28 protein-coding genes are annotated in these 26,852 nt (G+C 42.8%); 1 reads left to right on the forward strand and 27 read right to left on the reverse strand.

Translation table 11 applies throughout. The features are described 5' to 3' along the window. Positions 1-5 precede the first annotated feature (5 nt). The 12 genes from POW22_RS14605 to POW22_RS14660 form a co-directional block, all read right to left on the reverse strand. Complete coding sequence (locus POW22_RS14605; protein WP_272833504.1) at positions 6-1,145, reverse strand: glycosyltransferase family 4 protein; 1,140 nt, start codon at positions 1,143-1,145, stop codon at positions 6-8. Further along, entirely contained in the window at positions 1,138-2,508 is a 1,371-nt protein-coding gene (locus POW22_RS14610; RefSeq protein ID WP_272833505.1) for a glycosyltransferase family protein, read from the reverse strand. The genes POW22_RS14605 and POW22_RS14610 overlap by 8 nt, the downstream gene beginning before the upstream one ends. After that, positions 2,501-3,631 carry a UDP-N-acetylglucosamine 2-epimerase gene (neuC, locus tag POW22_RS14615; RefSeq protein WP_272833506.1) on the reverse strand — a complete coding sequence of 377 codons (1,131 nt, stop codon included), beginning with the start codon at positions 3,629-3,631 and terminating at the stop codon, positions 2,501-2,503. The genes POW22_RS14610 and neuC overlap by 8 nt, the downstream gene beginning before the upstream one ends. Continuing rightward, the gene (locus POW22_RS14620) at positions 3,631-4,677 is read right to left on the reverse strand and encodes an N-acetylneuraminate synthase family protein (RefSeq protein WP_272833507.1); all 1,047 of its coding nucleotides are present in this window, start codon (positions 4,675-4,677) and stop codon (positions 3,631-3,633) included. Before POW22_RS14620 ends, neuC begins: the two co-directional genes overlap by 1 nt. Further along, the gene (locus tag POW22_RS14625; RefSeq protein ID WP_272833508.1) at positions 4,670-5,344 is read right to left on the reverse strand and encodes an acylneuraminate cytidylyltransferase family protein; all 675 of its coding nucleotides are present in this window, start codon (positions 5,342-5,344) and stop codon (positions 4,670-4,672) included. Before POW22_RS14625 ends, POW22_RS14620 begins: the two co-directional genes overlap by 8 nt. Further along, a complete protein-coding gene (locus POW22_RS14630; protein WP_272833509.1) occupies positions 5,345-6,358 on the reverse strand; it encodes a glycosyltransferase in 1,014 nt (337 codons plus the stop codon). Continuing rightward, positions 6,358-7,230, reverse strand: coding sequence for a glycosyltransferase family 2 protein (locus tag POW22_RS14635; protein ID WP_272833510.1), 873 nt, complete (start codon positions 7,228-7,230; stop codon positions 6,358-6,360). The genes POW22_RS14630 and POW22_RS14635 overlap by 1 nt, the downstream gene beginning before the upstream one ends. Continuing rightward, positions 7,231-8,004: a glycosyltransferase family 2 protein gene (locus tag POW22_RS14640; protein WP_272833511.1), complete on the reverse strand. Its 774-nt coding sequence runs from the start codon at positions 8,002-8,004 to the stop codon at positions 7,231-7,233. A gap of 7 nt (positions 8,005-8,011) precedes the next feature. After that, positions 8,012-8,986: an NAD-dependent epimerase/dehydratase family protein gene (locus tag POW22_RS14645; RefSeq protein ID WP_272833512.1), complete on the reverse strand. Its 975-nt coding sequence runs from the start codon at positions 8,984-8,986 to the stop codon at positions 8,012-8,014. After that, on the reverse strand, positions 8,983-10,167 hold the full coding sequence (locus POW22_RS14650; protein ID WP_272833513.1) for a glycosyltransferase: 1,185 nt from the start codon (positions 10,165-10,167) through the stop codon (positions 8,983-8,985). Before POW22_RS14650 ends, POW22_RS14645 begins: the two co-directional genes overlap by 4 nt. Positions 10,168-10,229: 62 nt before the next feature. After that, entirely contained in the window at positions 10,230-10,982 is a 753-nt protein-coding gene (locus tag POW22_RS14655) for a glycosyltransferase family 32 protein (protein ID WP_272833514.1), read from the reverse strand. Next, the gene (locus POW22_RS14660; protein WP_272833515.1) at positions 10,979-11,953 is read right to left on the reverse strand and encodes a glycosyltransferase family 2 protein; all 975 of its coding nucleotides are present in this window, start codon (positions 11,951-11,953) and stop codon (positions 10,979-10,981) included. The genes POW22_RS14655 and POW22_RS14660 overlap by 4 nt, the downstream gene beginning before the upstream one ends. A 97-nt stretch (positions 11,954-12,050) precedes the next feature. Here POW22_RS14660 and POW22_RS14665 point away from each other — a divergent pair, with 97 nt between their 5' ends. Beyond that, the gene (locus POW22_RS14665; RefSeq protein ID WP_272833516.1) at positions 12,051-12,908 is read left to right on the forward strand and encodes a sulfotransferase family protein; all 858 of its coding nucleotides are present in this window, start codon (positions 12,051-12,053) and stop codon (positions 12,906-12,908) included. Here the strand turns inward: POW22_RS14665 and POW22_RS14670 are convergent. The 15 genes from POW22_RS14670 to POW22_RS14740 form a co-directional block, all read right to left on the reverse strand. Further along, a complete protein-coding gene (locus POW22_RS14670; protein WP_272833517.1) occupies positions 12,896-14,098 on the reverse strand; it encodes a glycosyltransferase family 4 protein in 1,203 nt (400 codons plus the stop codon). The genes POW22_RS14665 and POW22_RS14670 overlap by 13 nt on opposite strands. Then, on the reverse strand, positions 14,095-15,114 hold the full coding sequence (locus POW22_RS14675) for a glycosyltransferase family 2 protein (RefSeq protein ID WP_272833518.1): 1,020 nt from the start codon (positions 15,112-15,114) through the stop codon (positions 14,095-14,097). The genes POW22_RS14670 and POW22_RS14675 overlap by 4 nt, the downstream gene beginning before the upstream one ends. Positions 15,115-15,118: 4 nt before the next feature. Continuing rightward, positions 15,119-16,222, reverse strand: coding sequence for a glycosyltransferase family 4 protein (locus POW22_RS14680; protein WP_272833519.1), 1,104 nt, complete (start codon positions 16,220-16,222; stop codon positions 15,119-15,121). A gap of 13 nt (positions 16,223-16,235) precedes the next feature. Next, positions 16,236-16,937, reverse strand: a complete 702-nt coding sequence (locus POW22_RS14685; RefSeq protein WP_272833520.1) for a class I SAM-dependent methyltransferase — start codon at positions 16,935-16,937, stop codon at positions 16,236-16,238. 2 nt (positions 16,938-16,939) lie between these two features. Beyond that, positions 16,940-17,845: a hypothetical protein gene (locus tag POW22_RS14690; RefSeq protein ID WP_272833521.1), complete on the reverse strand. Its 906-nt coding sequence runs from the start codon at positions 17,843-17,845 to the stop codon at positions 16,940-16,942. A 38-nt stretch (positions 17,846-17,883) separates the two neighbouring features. Continuing rightward, positions 17,884-18,819, reverse strand: a complete 936-nt coding sequence (locus POW22_RS14695) for a glycosyltransferase (protein WP_272833522.1) — start codon at positions 18,817-18,819, stop codon at positions 17,884-17,886. Continuing rightward, the gene (locus POW22_RS14700) at positions 18,812-19,624 is read right to left on the reverse strand and encodes a sulfotransferase domain-containing protein (RefSeq protein WP_272833663.1); all 813 of its coding nucleotides are present in this window, start codon (positions 19,622-19,624) and stop codon (positions 18,812-18,814) included. The genes POW22_RS14695 and POW22_RS14700 overlap by 8 nt, the downstream gene beginning before the upstream one ends. Next, positions 19,621-20,313 (reverse strand): WbqC family protein, encoded by a 693-nt coding sequence (locus POW22_RS14705; RefSeq protein ID WP_272833523.1) that lies wholly within the window; start codon positions 20,311-20,313, stop codon positions 19,621-19,623. Before POW22_RS14705 ends, POW22_RS14700 begins: the two co-directional genes overlap by 4 nt. 28 nt (positions 20,314-20,341) lie before the next feature. Continuing rightward, a complete protein-coding gene (locus POW22_RS14710) occupies positions 20,342-21,055 on the reverse strand; it encodes a WbqC family protein (RefSeq protein ID WP_272833524.1) in 714 nt (237 codons plus the stop codon). Then, a complete protein-coding gene (locus POW22_RS14715; RefSeq protein WP_272833525.1) occupies positions 21,052-22,119 on the reverse strand; it encodes a DegT/DnrJ/EryC1/StrS family aminotransferase in 1,068 nt (355 codons plus the stop codon). The genes POW22_RS14710 and POW22_RS14715 overlap by 4 nt, the downstream gene beginning before the upstream one ends. Next, the gene (locus POW22_RS14720; RefSeq protein ID WP_272833526.1) at positions 22,112-23,044 is read right to left on the reverse strand and encodes a hypothetical protein; all 933 of its coding nucleotides are present in this window, start codon (positions 23,042-23,044) and stop codon (positions 22,112-22,114) included. The genes POW22_RS14715 and POW22_RS14720 overlap by 8 nt, the downstream gene beginning before the upstream one ends. After that, a complete protein-coding gene (locus POW22_RS14725) occupies positions 23,031-24,233 on the reverse strand; it encodes an ABC transporter ATP-binding protein (protein WP_272833527.1) in 1,203 nt (400 codons plus the stop codon). Before POW22_RS14725 ends, POW22_RS14720 begins: the two co-directional genes overlap by 14 nt. 2 nt (positions 24,234-24,235) lie before the next feature. Continuing rightward, on the reverse strand, positions 24,236-25,084 hold the full coding sequence (locus tag POW22_RS14730; RefSeq protein WP_272833528.1) for an ABC transporter permease: 849 nt from the start codon (positions 25,082-25,084) through the stop codon (positions 24,236-24,238). Positions 25,085-25,155: 71 nt separating this feature from the next. Beyond that, entirely contained in the window at positions 25,156-26,046 is an 891-nt protein-coding gene (locus POW22_RS14735) for a beta-1,6-N-acetylglucosaminyltransferase (protein WP_272833529.1), read from the reverse strand. Next, on the reverse strand, positions 26,046-26,813 hold the full coding sequence (locus tag POW22_RS14740) for a sulfotransferase family 2 domain-containing protein (protein WP_272833530.1): 768 nt from the start codon (positions 26,811-26,813) through the stop codon (positions 26,046-26,048). Before POW22_RS14740 ends, POW22_RS14735 begins: the two co-directional genes overlap by 1 nt. Between the last annotated feature and the right edge of the window lie 39 nt (positions 26,814-26,852).

Below are 26,852 nucleotides of genomic sequence, written 5' to 3' on the forward strand. Positions count from 1 at the left end.
AAACACTATTGTATAGAACGATAAAATGCAACATTTTGTGCAGTGACCTTTTGTAGATCGAAGCGCTCTTTTACCGCTTGCCGTGCGCGCTTGCCTAGAGTTTCTGCCTGCTCAGGATGATTCAAAACCCATCGGATCTTATCGGCAATGTCTTCTGGTTGGTATACATCCACCAACAAACCGTCTTCTTGATGTTTTATAGTCTCAGGGCCTGGACCGTATTGAGAAAAGATCACCGGCTTCTCCAATAACATGGCCTCTAAAGATACCAAACCTTGGGTTTCCATATGTGAGGGAAATACGCAAACTGCTGCCTGGGAATAGTGTGCATCCAAAATATCTCTAGAAACCGCACCCTTGAAATGAATGCGTTCAAAAGGAGCCTCTGCAAGTTCTTTTTGAATGGTTTCTATATAAGAACGTCCGTCCGGATAAAACCAATCTCTGCCGTAAAGCTCCAAGCGCAATGATGGAAACTCTGGAGCAATAATAGAAAACGCCTGAATAAGCTCTCGAACGCCTTTTTTCTCACAAACGGTTCCGGCAAATAAAATCAGGTTTGGATCAATTGAAGTCTCTGTTAAGGCGACATCTGTTTGCAATGGATAGGGTATCAACGCCATCGCTGCATTGTGATAACTCAAGTATTTCCCAGTATGAGCGCGAACGTAGTTGGTGCCAGCGATAAAAGCATCTGCCTTGGCAAAGGAACGTTTCTCCAACAAACCTTTGCGCCAATTGATCCCACGACGTTCTGCCTCCGCAAAGAAGTGATGGCCGCCGTGCAAACGAATGACCTTTTTAGCCTTATGCGAATTGCTGATCAAAGCCAGTCCCAATTCTGCAGATTCAATAATGTCTATACGTTGCTGTTTGTTGAGCTTTCTCAACTTTTGATTCATGGCCCATGCGTTGTACATGAAATTTGGACCGGGCAACGGATTCTTTTTAAGTCGATACAGTTTTACGCCTTGGTCCTCGATCTGTTCTTCATGACTTTTAACACCAGGCCCTACTACACTTACCTTGTGTCCCGCAGCCACTAAAGAACGTCCTAGAGTTTGGATAAAAGTACCCACACCACCAGAAGCCCAAAGGGGATATTCGGCAGAGAGAAATACGATATGTAAAGGAGCATCAGCCATTGATTAAGGCTTCGTAAATTCTATCGGAAGCCGCTGTGTCTTCAATCACAATATCCATCCAATCCCCAATCTTGGATTTTCTTCTCGGGATGGACTGCAACAACTCCGGCAGGCTTTCTGGAGATTCCCACCAAAAAACAGCAGCAGGATCTGGCATACTTTTAAAATGCTCAAAATTATAGATCATATTCACCGACCAGCCTGTAGCCTTTGGAGGATCGTAATTGATATAAATACAAGGCTTGCCAAACATACCAAAATCAAAGGCCATGGTAGAGCCCAGATTGACCACCATATCTGAATAATGGGCAACACTGACCAATAGTTTCACATCGTCCTGAGTTGGATAAACCGCAGACCAAACATTGCTGTTGAAGTTCCAAAGCGGCGGTGCTTCTATGATCAATCCTTCAAACTTGGCTACGACATCATCATAGCGTCCAGAGACATCGACCGGACAGCGGCGGAACAAGATCTGATACTTTGATTCCAATCCAGATTCCTGAAGTTGGGCAGCAAAATCATGCAAATAAGTTGGGTCATAAGGCGAGGTGTACTCGTCATCGCCACTAAAGCAGATGATCTTTTTAGCTGGATCCAATCGATACTGCTCATAGAAAACCTCTTTTGGGATGATGTTCTTCGGGTCTTTATAGGCTTCAAACTGCGGCGTTCCAGTGGTTTTAATCTGCTCTGGGTCAAGCTCTGGATAAAAAGCCAATAGCTGTTCTTTCATATAGGCAGACCAAACCAAATAAATATCTGCCTGTAAGGCCAAACGCGCCTTCGGAATATTGTCCCAAGAGTAGATCACTGTAGCGGTCTTTAGGCCTAAATCTTGAGCGGCGGCAAAGATCGGTGGCGCTTTTAAGGCACGTTGGTGGGTACAAAACAGCGTTTGTGCATTTAGCGCAGCCAATTGCGCACTCACCTCTTGATAAATTGGATTACTTCGGATTTCACTCTGGTAACGCTTCTCCAATTTCAACACCGCCTTGTAGTTGCTGTAAAAATTCCCCATAAAGGTCACAAAGCCATAAAACAGCTTTTGCTTGAATCCTTTTCTGGGTTTGTTCCACAAATGCATGATGGTGGAATTCTCAGTGCGCTCGGTGTTGAGCTTCAAACGGCAATAATGGATCAGCTCTCGGTAATATTTTTCTTTGATAGATTCGCTGTAGGCGGGAATCTCGTGATCTGAAGTGAAGCTGAGTTCGGATTTAAGTCGGTCTAAAGTATCTGGATCAAAATTGTGATAGAGGTGCAAATTCGCCTTCCGGTTCTTAAACACATCAGCATACAAATAATTCCTGATCCCAACCCCGTCAGGCACAAAGAGTACAATATCCTCAGGTTTACTCATGAGTATCTTTAAACTGTTTTTGATGGTCAATGTCCCAAAGAGCAACGGTTTCCAAGCTTTTTATAAAAAGATCGTGGGATTGCCCGTTTCCAAAAACGGGTTTGCTTTCTTGAATCTGCGGTAGCGGTCCGGCCAAAGCTTTAGCAATAGCCTCGATCTCATAAGGCAGATCAATGATATGATCGTGTTCTGCGCGGTTGAGCTGTCTTGTCCCTACATTTAAGGTTGGAACGCCGTAATAAGGCGCCTCGCGTATCCCCGCACTAGAATTCCCGATAATAAAATCGGCATGCTTCAGCAGGGTCAAAAAGTATTCAAAACGAATCGATGGAAAGACTCTAAAATTAGATCGGCCTTCAAAAGCTTCATAGGCTTTTAAAATAGCAGTGCTTCCCAAATCGTTATTGGGGTAGATCACCACGAAGTTTTTATCGGCGGCCAATAGTCCTTCTACAAAGGCTTTGGCATAGGTGTGCATGGCTTCTGACTCTGTAGTCACCGGATGGAACAAAACAATTCCGTAGTCTTCATAATCGATCTCATAATGCGATCGAACGGCTTCCATTCCAGGCAGACTCTCAGAAAACATAATATCAACATCTGGGGAACCGATCACAAAAATAGATTCCGCGACCTCTCCCATTTGTTGCAAACGTTGTTGTGCTTTTCGATGAGAGACATAGTGAATATGACTCATCTTACTGGTCGCATGACGGATCAATTCGTCTATAGTTCCAGAGATCTCACCTCCTTCTATATGCGCCACAAGAATGTTGTTGAGTGAACCTACTATAGCTCCCGCCAAAGCTTCTACTCGATCTCCGTGTACCACGATCAAATCCGGTTGAATGTCCTGAATATAGCTTGAAAAACCGGTGATGGTCTTGGCTAAAGTCAACTCCATGGTGGTCTCACTGGTATGATTCTCAAAGGCGTGAACGTGTTTAAAATTACAGCGCTCCACCTCAATCATAGTATAGCCATAGGTGTGCATCAAATGCATTCCGGTGACAAACAAATAGGCCTCAAAATCCTCATGTGCCTCAATTCGGGCGATCAAAGATTTGATCTTTCCAAAATCGGCACGCGTCCCGGTAAGAAAAACTATGCGTCGCTTTTCCATTAGGCCAAATCAGATTTTTTAAGTTGAACGTCTGCAGGCAGATCTGTTGCTGCCCTGCGCGTCAAAACCTCATCGAACTGTTCTGCTAAGATCTCTCCAGTCCCTGGGCGTTTTACCCATACGTTGTCTTTGGTAAAGGCTTCTCCCTTTGCTACAGGAGCAATGGTACATACTGTGGCGAAGGCAAAATCAATGGTCACTTGCTCTTCTGCAGCAGGCTTTTTCTCACCTCCGCGCATTTGCCAAATTTCATGACTCCCTTCAATAAGCTCCTTACAAGCCTGCTGATCCATACTGCAAACTATGTCTGGGCCGGGGCGATCCATATGATCGGTAAAATGTCTTTCTAAAATGGAGCCTCCCAAAGCCACCGCCGCTAAACAAGCATTATTGTTCAGGGTGTGGTCAGACAGGCCAAAAACCTTGTCTGGAAAAGCCTCGTGCAATTGGGTCATGGCGCCCAAGCGCACCAAATGCGTTGGTGTAGGATACAGATTGGTGGTGTGTAATAGTGCAACTTCCACCCCGTACTTATCAAAAATAGCCACGGCTTTGGCTACATTTTCAATGGTATTCATGCCCGTGCTTAAGATCACTGGCTTGCCAAAAGAAGCAATATGTTCCAGTAGCGGATAGTTGTTGCATTCGCCACTTCCAATCTTAAAACCGGGAACATCAAATTTGATGAGTCTGTCCGCGGCAGCTCTTGAGAAAGGCGTTGAGATAAAGATCATCCCCTTGGATTCCACATAATTTTTTAGCGTGAGTTCATCCTCCTCATCCAAAGAACAACGATCCATGATCTCATAGATGGAAACGTCTGCATTGCCCGGAATTACTTTTTTGGCAGCGCCGCTCATTTCATCGGCCACAATGTGAGTCTGGTGTTTTACAACCTCTGCTCCTGCAGCTGCAGCAGCATCTACCATGGCTTTGGCCACCTCAAGGGAACCTTCATGATTGATCCCGATCTCTGCGATCACTAAAGGTGGATGTTCAGGACCGATCTTTCTGCCGGCTATGGTTATTTCTGGTGCTTTAGGCATAAGTTTTTAGTAAGAATTCGGCAAAATTGAGGTCTTCTGGGGTATCTATATCCGCATCGGCGAATGGATGGTCACAGATCAAAACCGTTTGTTTAGGACCTAACAGCATTCCTTTTTTGAGCAGATCCGTGTGACTGACATAAAGCAAACCGTTCTCTCGATACAAGGGCTCCATATCTTGGGAGCGCTGCCCCAAATGGTAGTTATAAGGCTCAAATTTGCCATCGGTTAGCTTCCCTAATTTTTTATCAAAGGTGGAGACACACATCAAGCTATCTCCCTGTTGGGAATTAATTGTTTCTATGGCGTCTTTCATCAACCCCTCTGGTCGCAATGGATTGGTAGCTTGCAGCAGAATGATCCAATCTAAATCCATTGGAGCCGTCTGCACCAAATGTTGCAAGGCTGAAACCGTGGTCGCCGTATCAGAGGCTAGATCAGCCGGACGATCAATAACCGTCACGTTTTGGTTTTCACAATGTGCTTTAATCTCAGGACTGTCCGTAGTAACCAGTAAATGGCGAGCTAATTGTTTATGAGATTGAGCATAAGCAATGCTGTGATCAATCAGAGCTTTGCCGCCAAAAGGGATCAGATTTTTACCCGGAATACGCTTAGAGCCACCCCGCGCCGGAATCACAAAAGCTGTTTTTGCCGGATCGATCATTTAATAGTTTCTCAGTTGATTGGCAGACAACCCTTTGGAACGCAGCAAGCGGTTCCAAATTGGGCCTCTGGTTAATAGCTTAAAAATAAACTTTACCCACCAATTTCTTAGGGGTTTGGCGCGAAGTTTATTCCACGGGATATCAACAGTTTCTATAGTGCTCTTTTCCAAACCTTCAAGCTTTTCATGCATCCAAGGCTCTAGGGTGTTTCCCATGTGGAAAGCATAACCTTTTAAGGTGGACAAACGGTAGGCGTCTGCATCCATAGCAGGCTGATCTACAAAACGGGTTTCACTGTCTCCCCCCAGTTGATATGGGCTGTGTTTCCCTACCAGCGGATCAAATAGTGAGCCCCGGTAGGTATTGACAAAATGCCCACTACCTACTCCAGCAGCAACGCCATTGCGGGTCAAAACCAATTGCTTTTCCAAATGCGCTGGCTTGTAAAACTCTTCGTTACCAATGCTGTGAGCAAAAGCTTTTAGACTCTCTGGGTCTTGAACTTCTTGAAATTTTAAAGCGGAGCTGGACCAGTGATCTGCCCAAACTGGAGCAGTATAATATTTTAAAAAGGTCGGAAATGAAAGCGGTGCCACAGCTCCTACCTTTGGGAAGGCCTTAAAGATCTCGTAAGTAGCTTCTTGCCATCCGCTGCAAAACAGAACATCTGCATCTGCAATGGTGACCAGTTCAAAATCATGGCCAGCAAGCCCTTTTAGGATTGCGTTGATCTTACCAATATTGGTACTGTGAATGAGCTCATGTATGCTGCCTGCAGCTAACTGCTGATCTAAATAATCCCGAACCGTTTCACTACTGCCGTTATTTACCACGGTGATGAATGTTCTTGGGTGAACGGTCTTCTCCAAGGACGTTAAACAACACTTCAAGATCTCAAGGCTATCTTTAAAATAACCCTCATGATTGGGTATATAAACAGGAATAAGCAGCTGATGTGAATACGCTGCTTCTTGTTGTAATTGATCTTTATTTGGATTGAATCCGAACCTCATCAGTGACTAAAATACTGTTTTAAACAACCAATCGGAAACGCTTTACGTCTCCAGGCTGGAATCTTTAAAGGACGATCTGGATAGGCCTGAGCGTAATGCCGCAGCTCCATGGTCAAAAGTCTCTGAGCGATTTTCCATCGTGTAAATCCCCCAACACCCATAGCACTGAAGTTGCGCAACATTTTCAATCCGATCCCCAGATACTTGGCGCGTTGCGTGGACAAGCGATCGGTTTGTTCGTATTCGCGGTACAAAGCCAAAGGTTCCGTAATGTATCGAACTGGATAGCGGTAACAGAAACGCTGGTAAAAGTCAATATCCTCCCCCACCTTGATGCTCTCATCAAACAGCAAGTCGTCTGCGAATGCTGATTTGCGGATCATAACCGTTGGAGATTTGGGTACCCAAACCCCTAAGGCGTTCCAAAATACTTGACCGCTGCGTTTGTGAGCCTTTTCTGGAGAAGCGCCTATTTGAGCTCCTGTCAGATTTCCTTGAGCATCGATGACTGCTGCGCTGCTGTGCACCAACCGCACCTCAGGAAATGCTTTAAAGGCTTGAAGCTGAACCTCAACTTTCTCGGGCTTCCACAGGTCATCATCGTCTAAAAAACAAACAAATTCGCCTTGAGCCAATGAAACTCCATAATTCCGAGCACTGGAAAGTCCTCCATTGGTTTTATAATGGTATTGCACCTCTGGAAATTGTGAACAGATTTGCTTTGCGGATTGATCTGTAGAACCGTCATCCACCACTAAGATCTCCAAACGATCATAGGATTGCTTACAGACACTGGCAATCGCTTCTGCCAGATAATCTGTACGGTTGTAGGTGGTGATGATCGCTGTGACCAGCGGACGCTTAGAATCCATTTATTTAAAGAGTCTGCGTTTGATTCGCTTTAAAATACCCTGAGGCGTATTGCGTTTGGCCGCTGATAAGGCAGCATTTAAGGCCATTAAGGTCTGATAATCTTCATAATAGATACCAAAATACTGCTTCAAAACCTGAGTATCTTCTGCCTCCTTCTTGGCTGCAAAACTAGGATCGTTGCTCACGCCACTGAGGTCAAAAAAGCTCAATGCTTGCGGTACGTGTGAAAAGCTAAACTGATTGGAAAGAAAACACTTGATATAAAAAGCGCGGTCTGCCGCAATGCGCAAACTGGTGTCATAGTTTCCCATTTGCTCAAAAACACGACTTCTAAAAAGTGTGCTTTGATGCGGTAAAGAGGATTTAAAAAAGAACAAAGGCGTAAGCTCATCTGGATAGGATTTCCCACCGGTTTCATATTTATAATCTCCGTAGATTATGTCTCCTTTAAACTGAGGAGCTTTTACAAAATCTCCTAGAGCTTGAGTTCCGTTAAGGCAATCTCCACTGTTTAAAAAAAGTAGATATTCGCCTTTAGCAGCTGCGATCCCTTTGTTTTGAGCTTCAAAAATCCCGCCGTCGGGTTCACTGACCCAATGCTCAAAATGGACCTTATTTTCTTCAATAATAGCTAGGCTTCCATCAGTAGAACCGCCATCAATGATCACGAATTCAAAATCGCGAAACTCTTGAGCAATCACAGAATCCACAGTAGCCTTAAGCCCTGCGGCATTGTTGTAGTTGATGGTGATTATGGAAACTAAGGGCTGCATCTGCGGATTATTGGTCCGTCTCTTTGGCCGCTACTTTGGCCGATATCCAATTGTAGGTCTTTTCCAAGCCAACTTGTAGTGGTTGGGTAGGTTTCCATCCGAGTTTTTCAAAGATCAAAGCATTGTCTGAGTTTCTCCCACGGACGCCTTCTGGGCCCGGAATATTTTCAATGCTGATGTCTTTTCCAGAGAGACCGATGATCATTTCCGCAAACTGATTGATGGATACCATTTCTTCAGATCCGATATTGACCGGGCCAATAAAATCAGACTCCATAAGTCGCATTACGGCCTCGATACACTCGTCTATATACAAAAAGGAACGGGTTTGTTTACCGTCGCCCCAAACGTCAATAGCGCCACCGCTTGCAGTCTCCGCTACCTTTCTACACAAGGCTGCCGGCGCCTTTTCCTTGCCGTTGTTCCAAGAGCCTTCTGGCCCAAAGATGTTGTGAAAGCGCGCGATTCGCACATTCAAATTATAATTTCTCATGAAGGACAGATACAGGCGCTCTGAGAACAATTTCTCCCAACCGTATTCACTGTCTGGATTTGCCGGGTAGGCAGATTCTTCAGAGCATTTCGGATTGTCGGGATCCAGCTGATTGTACTCGGGATACATACAGGCTGAAGAGGAATAGAATACTTTTCCTGCCTGTTTTTTAACCGCCTCATGAGCCACGTTCAAGTTGATCAAGGCGCTGTTGTGCATCACGTCGGCATCGTTATCTCCCGTAAAAATATAACCTGCTCCACCCATATCTGCAGCCAGTTGATAGATCTCATCTACCCCTTGATCAACCACGGTCGCTACGACCTGCGGATCGCGAAGATCACCGATCACAAAATCATCGGCAGGCAGATCGCTGTAGGCATGCGGAACCAGATCCACACCACGCACATAGTGTCCTTTAGATTTTAGGTGTTTGACCAAATGACCGCCTATGAAACCTCCGGCTCCAAGTACGAGTGTCTTTTTCATGGTGATTGTAATTTTTGGGGGTTATTCTGAGGCTCAAGATACCGATTTACCAGCTTTTTCGCCTGATTATTTACATCAAAATGTTCCTGAGCATATGCTTTGACTAGGGAACGCTTAAAGTGCTGTTTTTGTTGCTCAAAGGTCTTAATGGCCCGTACCAAACCTGCAGCGCTGATCTCTTTGGATAGCTGGCCATTCACACCGCTTTTAATATGTTCTGCCAAACCACCCATCTCAAAACCAATGACTGGAGTTCCAGCGGCTAATGCTTCTAACATGGTGTTGGGTAAATTGTCTTCCCGGCTGGGAATCAATAGGGCATCTGCAGAGGCAATGGCTTTGATCTTGTCGGATTCATTGTTAATGTAACCTAGTGAACTAAGCTCAATTTTAGGGTTATCAATCGCTAATGTTCCGGCGCCCATGGTGATCAATTCCACAGGAAAGGACAATTTTGAAAGAGCAGCTTGCAAAAGATCTGCACCCTTTCTGTGATTGTCCAATCGATCTGAAACATAGATCAGCTTTAAAGGAGTTGTTTGCCCTATTTCTCTGTAAGCAGTATAGCGTTCATAAGGTCTATGATCAATACCGTTGGCCAGTAAGTGGTAAGTGGTGTGTGCTGGGAAGATTCCGCTTGCTTTAGCGGCATCCATCAACCAAGACGATGGAAATAAAAGATGCAAATCCCTAGCTTGCGAGTAAGCTTCCTTCTTAAGCACTTTAAATGACTGATTAAGCTCATGCGCACTTTTCCCGCTGTTTCTGGTCTCGTCTCCAGCGTAGTGAAAAATACCCAAAAAGGGATTCATATCATGAAGGGTCCAAAATACAGGCTTGTTTATGGCCGCAAAAAAGCTCGTATAATCCAAAATACCATTTACCCAATGCAAGTGGATAATATCTGCCTGCTGCACCAAAGGGTGTTGCAAAAGATCATGGTCGGACTCGGGACTGGTGACGATCTCTGCCTTTAGAGGTGGCTGAAGAGCAGCAACCAGTCGTTGAAAGCCTTGCTCTTTTGAGCTTGTGGGTTTGAGTTTGTGTGTTATACGTTTGAGAAGGCCGGGCGGTTTGTAACTAAAAAAAGTATCGTCGACTTCCTCTCCAGAAAAGTCAATACTTAAGGTTTTAGACAGAAAGGCTGCTTGAATGCCTTGAGCCTGTAAAGCTCCTTGCATTCTCAAGGCTGCAAGCCCTGCACCACCTCTGGAAGACGTATTGATATGTAAGACTTTTAGTGCTATGCTTTCCCGTTGATTTTGTGAAACAATTTTCTAGCAAACTCCTTTCGGTAACGCTTAAAATAAGCCTTGGGATAGCCGCGCATCCAACGGTCCATGTGCACAGCCCATAATTGTTCTAATAGCCAGGCGACGCTTTGAGCAGGCGCCTGCTTCCAAGAGTGATCCCACAAATGGACTGCGATAGATCGATCCGTCAAAAAGGACTCATAGGCCTTGTCTCGATCTTCATAAGATAAGGCATAGAAATAATCAATATCGTAAATGATCTCACCTGAGGCTAAAACATTTGGTTTGATCAGCTCCTTAAAGGTATGAGTGATCACTGGCGGTGAATACCGATTAAAACGCTGCGTATTGTAGTAATGATTCATCGCCTTAAAAAAACGATGGCCTGCAACTCCACCAAAGATTCCATAAGCAGGTCTGCCTTCAACTTCATAACCCGTAAAAAATTTATTGCTTAACAAGGACTCCAAGGGTTTGACCAAAAGCATATCCATATCTAAATAGATTCCACCTTCGGCTTCTAAAACAGCAACGCGAATCGCATCGGACGCAAAGGCGTACTGACCTTCTCTAATGGCGTCCTTGTAGAATTGGTTCTGATACTTTTCTGAATTAGCTTCATTCCAGGTCTTGATGGTAAAATCTGGAGCATGTGCGCGCCAAGAATCTTGGCATTGTTCTGCTAAGGAGCTTAACGGAGCACCTCCAAACCAACAGCAATGTATGATCTTAGGAATGCTCATAGTTCAAAATTCAAGGCCGCATTTCTGAGTTTACTCTCCAAACGATAACTCGGTTTACCAAAGAAAAACAAAATGCCGGTTACGCGCTTTAAGGTTGCTTTTAGTGTTGGATTGGCCTGACCCAAAGTATCGTTTAGGAGCTTGAGTGTAGCCTTCATGGTTTGCTTATCGCGATTGGCAGCAGCACTGCACAAAATGGGCACCAACTGCTTGTACATATACTTAACCAGCTGCGGATCCTTTTGCGCTACACCATACTTTAGATTGTCTGCGTATATTTTGAGTTGCGATTGCTTGTAGTCCTGTCTGTAGTTTTTCGCGGCCGCCGTTTTAGTGCCTGAATGTTGTCGGTAAAGAAAACTGGGAGTTTCCATCAAAACCACATTTTTTAGAGGCACTTCCCTAAAGATCCTCATGAAAAATTCCGCTTCCTGCCCACGCACTACAGTTGGGTCAAATAGCGTTTTGCCCACCAAGAAATCCTTTCTAAAAAGCACGGAATCGGTAACCATTTCTGTTTTGGTATAGGCATAAGTCCTGTAGAGGTCTTGATAGGCTTCAACTCTAAATTCGCGCAGCAAATTCAGGGCTTCATCCACAACTTGAGCTCTGGCAACAACGATATCCTTATCCTCCATACAATCCAAGCGCATGGCTAGATCCTCTTCTAACATTAAATCATCACTGTCAAAAAAGATCACAAACTCACCTTGGGATTGCTCAAAACCATAATTTCTGCAGCTGTTGGCTCCTTTGGGTAAATCCTTAGGGCGTGCAAACAATTTAAATCGAGGTTCATCTTCGGTAAGATGCTCAATGGCCGCATAGGTATCATCAGTGCTGCCGTCATCCACTATACAGCATTCCCATTGCGAATAGCTTTGCTTGGCAATACTCGTCAAGGTCGGGATAATGAGTTCTGCCCGATTGTATACAGGAATAATAATGGAAACCAGACCGCTGGTAGACATGCACTCCTTTTTTTGTGGTTACGCTAAGATATCACTTCTCAAAATCAACAGCCATGGAAGGCGGACAAATTATAATTAACTTGCCAACAATTTAGCAGTGATCTTGAAAAGCGATACGACTATTCCGGAGTTTTTAATTGTTGGCGCCATGAAGGCGGGCTCTACCAGCCTCAGATTTCATCTGAACAACCACCCTAAGATCCACTTGCCGGCTCAAGAGTTGAATTTCTTCAACAACGCTCAAAATTTCAATAAGGGGTTTGATTGGTATGCTCAGGCCGTACAGAAAGGTAAAAATCCTGAGGCGAAAATCTTTGGTGAAAAGTCTCCCGCCTACGGTCAAGAAGACTTTGTTCCTGCTAAAATAGCGGCACACTTTCCGAAGATGAAAATCATTTGGGTGCTGAGAGATCCTGTAGATCGCGCTTATTCAAACTACCTACACGAACTCAAGATGGGCTGGGAAAATTTGAGTTTTAAGCAGGCTTTAAAAGCAGAGCAAAAACGGGCCTCCAAAGACATTCGTTATGGTTATTTGGCCCATTCTAACTACGCCGTTCAATTGGAAAATTACTTGGAGTACTTCCCCATGAAGCAGCAATTTGTTTTGTTTTTAGACGAGCTGATCCGTCCTTTTGACCAGCAGCATATACTCCATGAACTCTTTGCCTTTTTAGGAACGGATGCCGAGGGATTCAGTTTTAATCAGGAGTACCGAAACAAGACCGTTTTACCCAAATATCCGAACCTCTTGTACTATTCCAACAAGTTGGGACTCACGCGCAGTTGGAAACTTGACAAAATGATTCAAAAACTCAATTTTGAAGGACAGCAAAGCGGTTATCCCAAACTGAACGCTAGCCTTCGCGCGGAACTCGAGGCGCACTTTAAAGCACCAAACCAAAGATTAAAAGAATTATTGGGACGAGAATTGCCTTGGAATTACCCTGAATAATAGGCGATCAACTGTTTCACAACTTTAGCCTTATCATACGTATTGACCAGATGCTGTTGCTGTTTTTGAAGCTTTTGAGGCCATTGCTCCCTTTCAGCTAGTGCCTTTTCTATTTCGGCACAAAAGGACTCCGGTTGTTGCGCCGGACAAATGTAGCCATCGGCACCCAAAATCTCTTCCACCGCGCCAACGCGCGTGGACAGACAACAAAGACCTGCATTTAGAGCTTCTAAAAGAACTGTTGGAAGTACCTCGACTTTACTGGAAAGCAAAAAGAGATCAGCTTGCAAATAAGCCATTTTAACCTTCTCAGAAGGTAGCGCACCGGTAAATTCTACACGACTGCTCAATTCGAGATCTTGTACCAACTGCTTTAATTCTTGAGCCAATTCTCCCTGCCCAACTACAGTGTATTTCCATTCCAGCTCTGGATTTCTTTTTTGAAAGGCAGCGAGTGCTTTAAAGGCCGTTGGATAGTCCTTTTCTGGAACTAAACGTCCTACACTGAGAAACTTTACAGTGTTTTGAGGGATTTTAATTTCCGCGGATGGATTCAGAGCGATCCCGTTGGGTAAATAATACAACTGAGACTTTGAAAAGCCCATACTCAAAAGCTGCTTTTCACTGTAATGAGAGATCGCGAAGATACCGTCGGCATATAATTTTAAGAGCGGAAACTTAAAACTTGATTTACCTGCCAAGCCACCTCGGAGATCAAAGCCGTGAAAGGTACAGAAGAACTTTCCTTGAAACCCACAGGCCTTTAGTTGGGCTGCCTGTTCTCCCATGGTTCCGTAGTGCGCATGGATTACGTTGATCTGGTTCTCATGGAGGTAATCCAACAAAAAGAAGAGCCTGCCGTTAACAGCAGATCTTCCAAAATTAAACACGTTAAGACTGCGTCTCAAGGCCTTTTTATGACTTTTATTTGCAGCGCGTTTTAGTTTATTGCGGATGGCTTTAAACCGCTTTTTCTTTGACGCAGGCAATAAGGTCCCCGGGCTTTGTGTCTTTTCAAAAAGCTGGAGATCTTCCAAACCCTTTAGGGCGTCCAATTGTCCCCCATTGCGCTTTAAGGTGTATATATGAACCTCATGGCCTTCCCGGATCAAGGCTGCGATTTGATCGCGTATGAAGGTCTCCGAGAACTTCGGAAATTCCTTGAGAAAAAAGAGGACCTTTAAACTCATGACACCTCCGTTTTTAAACCAGAAACGCTTCTGCTCCAACTGTAGAGTCGGTACATGCCAAAGCCTTTCTGTTTGTATTTTTTAGTGCGTTGCATCCAGCAATAGATCTTGGTTGCTCTTGCCTGTGAAGCACTGAAAATTCCCGATCTTTTTGATGTTTGCACGGTCTGCTGAATTAGCTCCCATTCTCCCTGCGGCAAAAGGAAGGTATCTATAAGTCTAAGAGACATTTTTCTCAAATAAGGTAAACGCTCTGTTCTACTCATGATCCCATCCACTTGAGCTTTGCCAAACTTGAGCAGGTATGCATTTATGGCCTCAGTGATCACTTTTAAAAAATCGGATCTCTGATACTTAGACTCCTTTGTATTGATGCGATACCGCAGATCATCTTGATGCACTCGTTTCACTTTCGCTCCGTTTAGAAGCATTCGACTGTGAAATTCTACATCCTGAAAGCGTCTAAAATTGAGATCAAATCCTCCCTGAGATAAAATAAACTCACGCTTCCAAATGGGGCAGCTGGTTTGCCATGGAATTCGATAGCTCAAAAATGCTTTTAAATACTCCAATTCACTCTCGTGGTCTGGGTCATAATTACTGATGGATTCAGCAACTCCTACTTCTGATAGCGTGCGGAATGAGAAAACCAAAGCGTCATACTCTGGGTGCTTCTCAAAAGCATTCAAACGATCTCTTAAGGAATCTGCTAGCAAAAGATCATCGGCATCTAAAAAGATAACAAAAGGCGTACTGGCCCGCTCCAAACCTATATTTCGACAACTATTCGCCCCTTTAGGGAGCTTTGGATCAACCTCCTCGCGTTTGAGTAGTTTAAATCGATCATCTTTTTGGCAGTAGTTAGTCGCAACTTCAATACTTGAGTCCGTACTGCCGTCATCAACTAGAATGCACGTCCAAGCTTTATTAGTTTGGGCTAAAAGGCTATCAAGAGTTTCTCCCAGAGTAGCTGAATTGTTGTAAATAGGTATTACTATGCTTACTTGAGAGACCACGGTATTAAGATTTAGCGATATCGGCTAAAACCGAATCTAGGGTCGAAATATGCCTTTTTAAAGTGTAATTTTCTGCAATGTGCTTTCTTGCGTTTGCGCCGAGCTCCTGAGCCAAACCAGGCTCGGACAGGAGACGTTTCATGTTAGCCGCCATAGCTTCCACATCGTGTTCCTGGCACAAAAGCCCCGTTTTCTGGTCTAGAATCACGTCTGGAATACCCGCGTGAAAAGTACTCACAACAGGCAAGCCGGCAGAACTCGCTTCTAAGATGGAAAGCGGTGTGCCTTCCATATCACCATTTTCAGCTGTTATAGAGTGCTGTACGTAGGCAAGTGCACTGCTTAGTTCTTCTTTGAGTTGATCGGCATTGGCCACTCCCATAAAGCGTACTTGTTTTTCTAAGTTCAACTGTTTAGTGAGGTTCACGCAGGTTTCAAAAAGCTGACCATCTCCGGCAAAAACCAATTCTGACTTTGGAAATTCGGCTGCGATCTTAGAAAAGGCCAAAAGGGTGTAATAAGGTGCCTTCTTGTTAGTGAAACGCCCCACACTAATAAACTTTTGAGAAGTGAGCGTAGGTTTAATTTCAGCGAATTCTGGCCTAGGACCGTAAACATTGTAAAGCAATTTCTGCTGTGGGCAGCCTAAATCCAAAAGGTGTTGTTTCATAAACTGAGAAACAGCAATGATCTTATCCGCTCGCTTAAAGACCTCAGAATAATTGCCTGTGTTCTTTAAAATGCGATGCTCCGTAGCGTCATGACCGTGAAAGTGCACCGCGTAAGGTATTTCTGCCTGTGCGAGTACTTCTCGTAACCAATGAGCATGTTGCCCGTACTCAATCAAAGCTGCGTCTATTTTATGCTGCTTGAGCGAGTTCACCAAATTCTGCTTTTGAAAATGGGTCACCGAAGATCCTGTGAGTTTTACAGCGATCTTTTGGGCAGTGCTGAGTTGATTGAATTTTTTATTGCCTTGTTCTAAAGTGATATTGCCCCAGCCATTGCCATAATAATAGAAAATCTTACCCGCTAAATTATTCTTGTGGGCCTGTATAAAGGTCTCTGAATACGGATTCTGATTGGGACTAAATATAGCGATGTTCATAAACTGCTGCGATCTATTTGACTAAAATACCATAAAAACCAGTGCTCATGGTACTCTCTTTCCATTGGGTGGGCGCTACATCGCGCTTGAGTAACCATCTCATGCAAAACAGACCAATACGCGTCAAAATGCGTTTTTTCCAAGAATCTCTTAAGTGACGCTTGAGCCAAAGCCCGATCATAGAAGCCAAAGCCGCATTGTATCCACCCAAAGACTTGATCTCAATCTCTGAAAAACCAGTTTGTTTAAACATACGTTCTAAGGTAAATGGCGTATACCTGTAGGCATCATGAGGAACCTCGTGCAAAGGCCAGAGGAAGGGCACCGTAAAAAAGAAGACCCCCCCAGGCTTTAAAACCCGATAAACCTCAGCCAAATACCCCATGGGATCGGGGCAGTGTTCCAATACTTCTGTAGCAATAACCGTATCATAACTGCGGTCTGCTATGGGCATTTTTACACCGTCCCAGGTCAGGTCTGGTTTTACAGCATCGTTATAATTGATCGCTGCTTCTATATCCAAACCGACATACTTAGTGATCTGTGAATTGTTATTTAGGAATTCCCGATAAGGCATCTGCCCACAACCGGCATCTAGCAATTCTCCCTTAAATCTGGGAGCGGCAGATTTGATCGCTTTGAAAATACTGCTGCGCACCCAATAACGATCTAAGGTGTTTTTATTCAGTGATATGTTGACAAACTGATTCTCCATTGCTATTTAAACCAACGTTTAATCATGGAACTTTTGGGTTTTGCTGCAGGCGATAATACTGCAGTTTCATACTTGAACTTAAAGTCCGGATTGTGCTTGGTTAAGCTCGCTCTATAAGTCGCCAATAAAGGTTTTAACAGCGTGTCATCTCCAGTGGCAATTCTCTTTATAGTTCCGTTGGTAAAGTGTATAAAGACAACCGGGTAGGTATTGTTGATCACAACAGTCCCATCATTCAAACTCCGTTCACATTCTACAGTGTTCCAATTGGAGACATTACAGCCTTTGTGATTGATCTGCATGACATCGTCCTGAAAATAAATCGGCATCAGGTTCAGATAGACTTGATCTACGTAAAATCCATCTTCCTTGCTCATTTTATAAGCACACGCCCTTAACCACCAGTCTAAAACGTGTGTGGATTCTGAATTACATCCGAAGAAACCTGCATTGTAAATACCTCCCATAAAAAGCCAATCAAAATTTACTGGGTCCGCAACAGGGTCACTGGAACGCCAATGAGGTGTTAGGATGACATTCTTTTGATCTAAGAGTTCAAACAGGAATCGAGGATCGTGATAGAAATAGAGATCCGGATCTAAAAAAAGTGCTTTGTTCTTTCCCTTTTGTTCAAAGAGGTACTTGAGCAATAATGGCTTTAACGCCCAGCGCAGATTACTCGCTCTATCTACTTCATATTTCTCAATGAGCTCGTAATCTTTTGGGTAGCACTGCTTGATTTCATCGAGGGTATGAACCTCAATGTTACCATAAGACAAAGAGGTTTCCACCTCGTCGACTACCAAAACATGAAAACTCGCGTCCGTACCAAATTGCGCCAAGGAATCATAAAGCGCTTTGATGTAGAAAAAATAGTTAGAGGTGATTATAGAACAGTACGAATTCATAACTTTTGCTAAGGAAATAATTTTTCTAGACCTTATAACTACAGGGACTTAATTTTCTTTTGAGTGAGTTTGATCATTGGTCCCAATTTCAAAATTTTACTGGACAACTTCAACTTCCAAAGCGTCAAAAGTTCCTTTGCGCTCAAATGCTGGAGTTGGTTTATATAGCTTGCAGCTGTCCCAATAACAATTTCGCGATACGCGCCCTTATAATAGCTATCAATATATTTAAGCAACATCAACCTATTGATAAGTATAGCATTAGTTCTGTGAGTCCGAGACACGCCACCTTCATGCCTTCTGTAGGTGGCCATAACTTCATTGAGAAACTTGATCTTGTTATTTCCTGTAATCAAGGCATACAAGGCCATATCACCGCTTTGTATTTGTTCATACCACTTGGGAAGTTCGGGCATAAGTTCCTTTCTAAAAACAACAGTATTGGTCGCCATAAAGGAACCTTTGATAACATCAGAAATACCGTAAACGTCTTTTTCTGGAGACATTGCATTCCATGGAAAGTCACTGTTATATAAGAACTCCGTATAGTTCTTTCGCTGTTCCCATTGAATCTTAGCCTCGTGGAAACAAATTGCGTAATCTGTATTTGATTCTAGAAAATCGACTTGTTTTTGGAGTTTGAGCGGATCCGTCCAATAATCATCCCCGTCGCATAAGGCAATGTACTTGCCTTTACTTTCTTTAAGATTTTCAATAAAATTAAAACGTCCTGTTGGGTTGCCGTTGATGTAGATAACATCTTTTCGATCCCTTAAAAACAAACGAATTATATCTGGATATTCTTCCGCATATTTTTGACAGACCTTACGTGTACCATCCGTACTCTGATCTTCACCGAGTATAATCTCTATTGGAAAATTCGTCTTCTGGGACAGAATACCTTCCAAACACTGGCCTATATAACTCTCGTGATTGTAAGTAACCACAATTACACTAACCATTGGCCTATTCATAGAATGATTTTAAAGCGGTCTGCAGCTGACTATCCTTATCTATGGCTTCAATCATCTCCGTGGGCAATACCTGCATCCAATTATTATCTTCTGGCGCTTTTACCCGGTAAACCGAATTAACGCCTTTAATCGTGGTGCTGGTACTTTCCGCAATAAACTCAATGGTCTGTTCTTCTAAAGGTAACTCAGCAAATTCAAAAAGATCTACCGCCATCTGCAGGGGATCTAACAAAAGATCTTTATAACGAATCAAAGCTATTCTCGCGGGAAATAATTGCTTCAGCTCAAGGAATATTCGGGTAGCTTCTTTCCATTTATCATAGCCAAAAAACTCTTCCGGACGGCCCTGGTTTTTGAGTTTTGCGTGCTGCCATTGCTCCTTTAAATTCCACGCTGGATTGAATTCACGTGGTGCTTTATACCAAGAAGCTAGAACTGCTTTAGGATTTCTTACAATGAGAATCAGTTTAAGATCTGAATTAGTTTTCATTAAATGATGCAACAAATGATTGTATCGCACATGTTTGAAAACTAAATGACTGGGCTGTGCATTCTTTTCAAATTTTGGGTATCCTTTATGGATATCGGGATCCCGCATATTGACGAATGCATCTTCGGTATTCGTAATATCACTGAAAAAATTTGCAATCTCTTCTTCTGTTGAGTTGAGGTCTAACTTGTCTTTAAAGGCATAGGAGAACAAAGGCTGAAATCGTAAAGCAACCGCAGGAGACGAGTTAAATATCTGCGCCAACCACGAAGTCCCAGATCTTGGTACTCCTTGTATTCCTATTACATTTTTCATTGCCAACTTGGAGAATTAATTGCCTTAATCGTTTGCTCTGGTCCGACGGAGGCTAAGGTATCTAAAATGGACAAGTAAGGATGATATTCATCCGCCAATTGAGGATATATGAAATCGGGCAAAGCCAAAAAACGCTTGTTCGCAGCAGATTCCCAATCTCTGTATAATTTTATACTAGAAGGTGGCAAGAGTAAAGTTTTGGCCGCTGTTGCCTCAATTACATAGGCAAGTTTTTCTTCTTTAGAATCTCCTTGCATACCCTTTAAATTATGAGCAAGTACAATTTCTGTATTTATTCCCAACAGTTTGCAGCTCCAGACTAAACTGGCCGTTGCCAATTCATAAATATATTTTGGATCGACGGAGGCTAAAAAATCTTCCAATTCTTGGATTAACCATTTGCCATGAGGAGCTTTTTTATATGCTTGCTTGATAGAATCTAAAAAAGAGGTTCGGAAGCGCGCATAATCAACCAACTCAACTTCATTAATAAGGGTGCCTAAGGGAGTTTTTACAACTGGCGCTGTGAAATAAACCGGTTTTCCGTTTTTGAGAATTCTGTTGCGATTTATCCACCCTCGCTGTATATAGTCTACAGTCGTGTAGCTCACAAAAACATCGCTTGCGGCAATCATCTGGTAATACCCCAGATAAGGAAACAGATAAGGTTGCATTACAGAAATAATCATAGAACACTATGTTTTGTTACTGACTCCACTAATCCACTAGTTTGTATTTATTTAAATGCGCTCGAGTTTCTTCCTTGCTATTGAACATTAGCACATCAATAATCGAGAGATTAGGCGTAAAGTCATTATCAAACTGCTTGTAAGAAACTGTACTTGAATCAATAAACTTGAGTGAAACATCATGTTGCGCAAAATCAGCTTGCTTATAAAGTGAACGTCCACCAGGTGAATTGATATATGTTTTGGCTCCCAATACATTCGCAATAGAGATCAATCGCTCGGTGCGCTCAGCATCCTTATTGTGGGTAAAGTCAATACTACTTTGCTTCCAATTGATATCGAGATTTAAATAAGAAGCTACTTCCTTTAAACTCGCAGTGGCCATTGTTCCGATGTCATTCAAATTTTCAGAAGCGAGGACATTAGTTATCAATTGAAACACGGGGTCAAAATAAGGTGCCTTGGCATAGGCCTGTTCTACTGTCTTTAAAAATTTTTGCCTCCAAGTTTCAAAGTGCTCTATATTGATCATGGTTTCATTGATCGGCACGAAAGAGCTGGCTTTTTTTAAAGGCACCGAAAATAAATGCTCTGTACCCGATACTAGAATTCGATTACGGTGTATCCAACCGCCTTTTATGAAGCTAACATCGTCGTAGATAACAAAGGTATCTGCCGCGGTCACAAGATGGAAATACCCTATATAAGGAAATAAGTAAGGCTGCATTACAACCAGATTCATAGAGCCGCATTTATTCGGTTGCAAATGTCTTCTACCTCAGCAATTGACAAGCTTTCATAAATAGGCAAACAAGCAATTCTGCTTGCAATGTCTCTAGAAATAGGGCAGTTATTTGAATCTATGTAAGGCAAATCCTCTAGACTCGGGTTAAAATATCTTCTCGGGAAAATCTCAGCCGCTTTGAGTGCTTCCAAAACCTTCAGCAATAAAGCCTCAGATTCAAAAATTACAGGAAAGTAAGCATTATTCCATTCGGTTCCCGGTCGTATCTCAATAAAGCTAACGGCTTCTAGTTTTTCTTTATAAAGCTGAATGATCTTACTTCGCTTTTCAATATTTTCCGGGATATAATCCAATACGGCCAAGCCCATAGCTGCTTGTAATTCACTCATTTTGGCATTGATTCCCAAGCCTTGAAAGTCTTCTTTACCCTTGTGGCCAAAGTTGTGATGATAATACAAGGTTTCATGGAGATCTTTCTCATTTGAAATCAATGCCCCTCCTTCTCCAGTGTGGAATAGCTTGGTGGCATGGAAACTAAGAGTTGACGCATCTCCAAATTTTAAGATAGATTGCCCTTTATAGCGTACCCCAAAACAATGTGCAGCATCATAGATCACCTTTAGGTTGTGTTTTTTAGCTAAAGTTGCAATGACCTCTACATTACAGGGATTCCCAAAAACATGGGTAGCCAAAATAGCTGTCGTTTTTGGTGTAATAGCAGCTTCAATCAAACTTTCATCAATGGTCAAATACGTTTTATCAATGTCTACAAAAACAGGAGTACAACCTTCCCAGACTATGCTAGAAGTGGTTGCAACATAACTAAATGGAGTGGTTATAATCTCCCCCTGTAACCCCATTCCCTTAATGGCAATTTGCAATGGCAGCGTACCGTTGGTCATTGCAATTATATGGTCGAGGCCTAGATAGTCTTTTAAACGGGTCTCTAATTCCCTTACCAGCTCACCTCTATTGGTAATCCAACCTGTTTTCCAAGCCCTTTCCAAAATGGCGCCGTAAACACTTTGTGGCGGTAAAAAAGTCTTAGTAACATTAATCATAATACTGTTGGCGGATAAATGTGTGCATGTCCTTGATAAGGCCGTAAAATTTGTTCTTTTCTGTAATCTGTATGTAATGTAGCAAAGTTAGTTCACCCTTAAAAATATGTACTAGTTTTTTCGCGATGACAAAACGCTCTTGTAAAACAAAATTAAATCCTCGAGGGAAGTGATTCCAATTAGATGTGACATTGGCGATTGCCAAGCCCATTACATCTTGTCCTTCTTGGTCTATGTCATGATCAAACCGATCTTTGACGTAAAGGGTGTAATCTCTCCTGTAGGCTTCCCAAGTATCGACAAGGTTTTTGGACAGATCATTACTCACAAGGATTGCTCCATTATTGAAATAGGGAAATTGTCGTTTTTTGAACTTTCCCAGTTGATATAAGTTATGTTCTTCATAAGACCAGCTGGTATAGCTTCCAGGCTCCTTCTTTATACAGGCTTCTTCAGGCAATTTCGCGTTTAAGTAGTCACAGATATCTGACCATTGCTCTTTGTTGTATTTGTTCCCGCCATAAGCGGCTTGGGCATCGTATTTGAAATTAAATTTCGGCTCTTTTAAAGCGTACATGTCTACATCAAGTACCAGTCTATAATCACACGCAATATCAACCCTATAACACATGGGTCTTATTTTGGTTGGGTGATCTGGGTACTCCACCTGCATGACCTTTACATCAGTTTTCCTGAGTATTGCCATCTTTTCTTCACTGAATGGTATGGAGTGTAATAAGTAGAACTGATGATCAAAGTATTTACCCCTCCAATTGTCTTTGACGCTTTGATAGAGTATTAAAAACTGATCGAAATAACCAATTTCACCTTTGATCCCGTTGCGAGAACCCCCGTGAAAGGTTTCTAGATCATTTAGCGCGATGACAATAGCAACTAATGGTTTTTTGCGTCTAATTATTCTCATAGTCAATTTGAGCCTCGAGTAAAAGAGGAGTCCAAGAATCTACATCGTGTACCACTTGAAAATTTTGCGCGGAATTGATTCGGTATAAAGGCTGAGAATCATAGGATTCAAACAACACTACACTAAAGTTATATACTCCTTTAGAGAATTGTAAATTTTCATGAGATATTACCACGCGCCAATCGCCGTCTCGTGCTTGTTTTTCTTCGTATTGATAGTACAGTAATCCGGCACTGCGTTGCTCCTTGTCAAAGATGAAAATCTTGATCTGTGGATAAGTCTTTAGGCCAGTAATATTGAAAGTGAGTGCTATCTCTAGTTTGTCCTTCCAATTAAGGATAGGCATAAGTTCATCACCCCGATTATTTAAAATCTCAACTTTTTCCAAGCTGACTAAATCGCTATCCATGACCACAGTTCTTTCTGAGTTGGCAAACTTTCCGTAATAAAGATCAATGGCCTTAGAAACAGCTGTCCCTTGAAAAATTGATTTTCCACCATCCATCAGGATCACATGGTTACATATCCTGGACACCATCGGCATGGAATGAGAAACAAAAACTATGGCTGTGTTGGGTAAGATGGAATCAATAGTTTTAAAGCACTTTAAAACAAACCCAAGGTCCCCAACGGCCAAGACTTCATCAATAATGAGTACATCGGGATTCATTTGTGCAGCAACGGCAAAGCCTAATCTAACTTTCATCCCTGAACTGTAGTGCTGAACCGGCATATCAATAAACTCATGCAGTTCCGCAAAACTGATGATCTCTTCCAGTTTAGAATCTATTTCTTCTTTGGTCAAGCCAAGTACTGCACCGTTATTATAAATGTTTTCACGACCCGTTAGAATGTTGTTGAATCCGGCGCCGAGCTCTATCAAAGCCCCTATTCGGCCTTTCATGGTTATTTTACCTACGTCTGGCCGGATGAGTCCGTTCAACATTTTTAGCAAAGTTGATTTACCCGCACCATTATGTCCTATGAGACCAAGACACTCGCCGCGTCTTAGTTCAAAGCTGATGTCTTGAACTGCCCAAAACTCTTTGGGTCTAAGCTTATCAGGCTTTCCGCCCCCTAACACATTGGTAAATAGATCTGTCAAACCGTACTTCAGCCCAGTTTTTAAGTCCTTGCTGAACTTTTTACTAACGCCCTCAACTTTAACCAATACTTCCTTCTCTTCCATACTTATGAGCTACTGCGTTCAACAATGATTGGAATTGAGATTCGGTAAAAGACCAAACCTAGAAGTAAAATGGGCACGCAACAAAGCAGGACCAAAAAATAATATCCCAAATGATCGCTCGGCGTTCCTACTAAAACAGAGCGCGCTAATAGGATCATGGGACTAAAAGGGTTCCACTCCATGATGGTTTTCATGATCCCATCAGCAGGAATCATATATACTACAGGGGTGAGATACATCATAAACCGCAGCCCGGTCATCACCAATTTGGAAATATCGTTGTATAAAAGCCCTATGGGAGTCAGGATCAAACCAAGCGTGAACCCGAAGAATACTGCACCCAACATGACCAAAGGGAACAGCCAAGCAGAATGCTGGTAGTCCACACCAAAGATCACCAATAGAATGATCAATAATAAGATCTTGGGAATTGCATTAAAAAGCAATTTATAGATACCCGAAAGCAACAAGGCCTCCTTAGGGAAATTGATCTTTGAGATGATGCTCTTAGCACTACTAGTGCTCATTTGAGGTGCATTGATGGCTCCTGTAATTATGGACCAGATCAAGGTTCCACTAAAGGCATAAACAGGATAAGGAATGCCGGTGTCCGTGAGTTGTACCGTCCCTGTGGACTGTAAAAACACCCAAACCAATGCCGTGGTCAACGGAGTGATGAAAGCCCAAAGAATTCCCAGATAAGACTGTCGGTACTGCGCTTTGATATCGCGGATGGCGATCTGTCTGGCCAAAAATCCAGAATTGAAAATATCAGAAATACTGGCTCTGAGTACTTTGAGAAAGCTGGTGTTTCCTTGGTTGGTATAAACGGTCACCCGTTGTTCGCTCATGCTGAGTAGGTAATTTTTGGGTTGTTAGCTTTTACAGGCTCAAAATACTTCTTTTTTGGCGGGATTCCTTATTATTCTTGCGCCTTGTCTTCATTTTGATGCTTTTCCATAATTCTTTCTATCAAACCGGCGGAATGATTCCAGTCCATTTTTCGAGCAAACAAGGCATCACTTTGCTTAATTTGAGTCCAATCTTCTAGGTCTAAAATTCCCGGTTTACTGCCGTGTTTTTCTTCCCAGAGTATGTAGCGTTTATTGTCTGTATCAAAACTATCTTTCAAATCGGAATTCATCAAAATAGTCTGAAAATAAAACTCTTCACTGCAAAAACTGTATTTCATCCGTTTTAGCAAGGCTGGTGTTTCACGGGTATAGTCCACCACTTGTTTTACTGCGGATCGATGTAAACTCCAATACGTAGAACCTCCGTACAGCGGCGGTAGATCTTTGGAATAGTTCCGCTTGAATCCCAACCGCTTTTGAATGGACAAGAGCTTCTGAATCCAATGCATATGCTTTTTGGCATTTAAAGAATCGTAGAGGTTATACAACAAGATCCGATCCCAGCCTCCGTTGTTCCAACAAGCAGCAGGCATGGTGAAGTTTTCTAAATAGCTTTTACCGCCTAGACTTGAAAAATGCGCAATAAATTCATCGGCCGTTTTTATAGGCAGATCCTGCCCGGTGATCAAATGGAAGTAAGTGAGTGATTCATCCTCAATGGCTCGTTCACACAAATGTAAAATGGCCTTCAAATGATTCAAACCTCCCCAATTGACCATATACTCTTGACTAATGAAGACTAGATTTTCAAGAGCCTCTAGTTTTTTGATTACGCCATCACTGACCTGGGTCTTTTTATCAATATGAACATAAAGCGAAAACCGCTCATCAAAGCAAGACGAGATGACCTCCAATTGCTGGAGGTCCTTAAAGGCGGTTATGAGAATTCCGTGTCGCATCAGTCCGTAATTCTGCGTTTAACATTGCCCCATCGATGCGCTAAATAGGGATATTTCAATCTAAAATTAAGTTTACCATTCTTACCAAAGATCAGCAACAGATCATTCACAAGATTTAATGAAGTTGGTCTTTTGTCTTCAAAATGGTATTCTAGATCAAGGAGGTCTTGCTTGTATTTTAGGTCGACGAGTTTCTTCCGATTTTTAGTATAGAACCAAGAATAATGCGGCAACTTCTTCTTGTTTACATTGGCCGAGGCCTTAAAAAAATCTTGAGGCAAATTCAAGGCCTCACAAAGGGTTTGGAAACCTGATTTGGCAGACTCCAATCGAATCACCTGATCATAAACAACCGGCTCCCCTTCCAAAAGGAAATAATCCGATTGCGGCCGTAAATGCTCACCCATATAATCTACCGTGCGTTTGGTCATTCGGTCCGTGAAGGCAGCTTTGGCATGAATAAAGTCTTGAAATGTTCCCCATACGTCACCGTTTAGCATGACCCAGGCATAATCAGAATACGAACGCGCATACGGATTGCGCACCACAATGAACTTATAATAGCTGTCCCATTGCTGACGAGTAACCAAGCCAGAGGCCAAAAGTTCACTAGGTGTAGCGTGCTGCAAATGAATCCTCAAGGCCTCATTCCACCCATAGCCCATCTTAGCATCACCTGTGGTGTCCACACCAAAAGCTTCTTCTACAGTGGTACCTGCACACTTAGAAATGTGAATGAAAATACACTGATGCTGGTGGGATACCATCTTTATTAAGGTCTTTTATATTTCGCTTAATGACACTAA

Source organism: Gilvibacter sediminis (assembly GCF_028561565.1).
Taxonomy (GTDB): Bacteria; Bacteroidota; Bacteroidia; order Flavobacteriales; family Flavobacteriaceae; genus Gilvibacter; species Gilvibacter sediminis.

Coding starts and splice junctions, on each gene's coding strand:
- POW22_RS14605 (WP_272833504.1), bottom strand. CDS start 1,145: ATGGCTGATGCTCCTTTACATATCGTATTTCTCTCTGCCGAATATCCC.
- POW22_RS14610 (WP_272833505.1), bottom strand. CDS start 2,508: ATGAGTAAACCTGAGGATATTGTACTCTTTGTGCCTGACGGGGTTGGG.
- neuC (WP_272833506.1), bottom strand. CDS start 3,631: ATGGAAAAGCGACGCATAGTTTTTCTTACCGGGACGCGTGCCGATTTT.
- POW22_RS14620 (WP_272833507.1), bottom strand. CDS start 4,677: ATGCCTAAAGCACCAGAAATAACCATAGCCGGCAGAAAGATCGGTCCT.
- POW22_RS14625 (WP_272833508.1), bottom strand. CDS start 5,344: ATGATCGATCCGGCAAAAACAGCTTTTGTGATTCCGGCGCGGGGTGGC.
- POW22_RS14630 (WP_272833509.1), bottom strand. CDS start 6,358: ATGAGGTTCGGATTCAATCCAAATAAAGATCAATTACAACAAGAAGCA.
- POW22_RS14635 (WP_272833510.1), bottom strand. CDS start 7,230: ATGGATTCTAAGCGTCCGCTGGTCACAGCGATCATCACCACCTACAAC.
- POW22_RS14640 (WP_272833511.1), bottom strand. CDS start 8,004: ATGCAGCCCTTAGTTTCCATAATCACCATCAACTACAACAATGCCGCA.
- POW22_RS14645 (WP_272833512.1), bottom strand. CDS start 8,986: ATGAAAAAGACACTCGTACTTGGAGCCGGAGGTTTCATAGGCGGTCAT.
- POW22_RS14650 (WP_272833513.1), bottom strand. CDS start 10,167: ATGCAAGGAGCTTTACAGGCTCAAGGCATTCAAGCAGCCTTTCTGTCT.
- POW22_RS14655 (WP_272833514.1), bottom strand. CDS start 10,982: ATGAGCATTCCTAAGATCATACATTGCTGTTGGTTTGGAGGTGCTCCG.
- POW22_RS14660 (WP_272833515.1), bottom strand. CDS start 11,953: ATGTCTACCAGCGGTCTGGTTTCCATTATTATTCCTGTATACAATCGG.
- POW22_RS14670 (WP_272833517.1), bottom strand. CDS start 14,098: ATGAGTTTAAAGGTCCTCTTTTTTCTCAAGGAATTTCCGAAGTTCTCG.
- POW22_RS14680 (WP_272833519.1), bottom strand. CDS start 16,222: ATGAACATCGCTATATTTAGTCCCAATCAGAATCCGTATTCAGAGACC.
- POW22_RS14685 (WP_272833520.1), bottom strand. CDS start 16,937: ATGGAGAATCAGTTTGTCAACATATCACTGAATAAAAACACCTTAGAT.
- POW22_RS14690 (WP_272833521.1), bottom strand. CDS start 17,845: ATGAATTCGTACTGTTCTATAATCACCTCTAACTATTTTTTCTACATC.
- POW22_RS14695 (WP_272833522.1), bottom strand. CDS start 18,819: ATGAATAGGCCAATGGTTAGTGTAATTGTGGTTACTTACAATCACGAG.
- POW22_RS14700 (WP_272833663.1), bottom strand. CDS start 19,624: ATGAAAAATGTAATAGGAATACAAGGAGTACCAAGATCTGGGACTTCG.
- POW22_RS14705 (WP_272833523.1), bottom strand. CDS start 20,313: ATGATTATTTCTGTAATGCAACCTTATCTGTTTCCTTATCTGGGGTAT.
- POW22_RS14710 (WP_272833524.1), bottom strand. CDS start 21,055: ATGAATCTGGTTGTAATGCAGCCTTACTTATTTCCTTATATAGGGTAT.
- POW22_RS14715 (WP_272833525.1), bottom strand. CDS start 22,119: ATGATTAATGTTACTAAGACTTTTTTACCGCCACAAAGTGTTTACGGC.
- POW22_RS14720 (WP_272833526.1), bottom strand. CDS start 23,044: ATGAGAATAATTAGACGCAAAAAACCATTAGTTGCTATTGTCATCGCG.
- POW22_RS14725 (WP_272833527.1), bottom strand. CDS start 24,233: ATGGAAGAGAAGGAAGTATTGGTTAAAGTTGAGGGCGTTAGTAAAAAG.
- POW22_RS14730 (WP_272833528.1), bottom strand. CDS start 25,084: ATGAGCGAACAACGGGTGACCGTTTATACCAACCAAGGAAACACCAGC.
- POW22_RS14735 (WP_272833529.1), bottom strand. CDS start 26,046: ATGCGACACGGAATTCTCATAACCGCCTTTAAGGACCTCCAGCAATTG.
- POW22_RS14740 (WP_272833530.1), bottom strand. CDS start 26,813: ATGGTATCCCACCAGCATCAGTGTATTTTCATTCACATTTCTAAGTGT.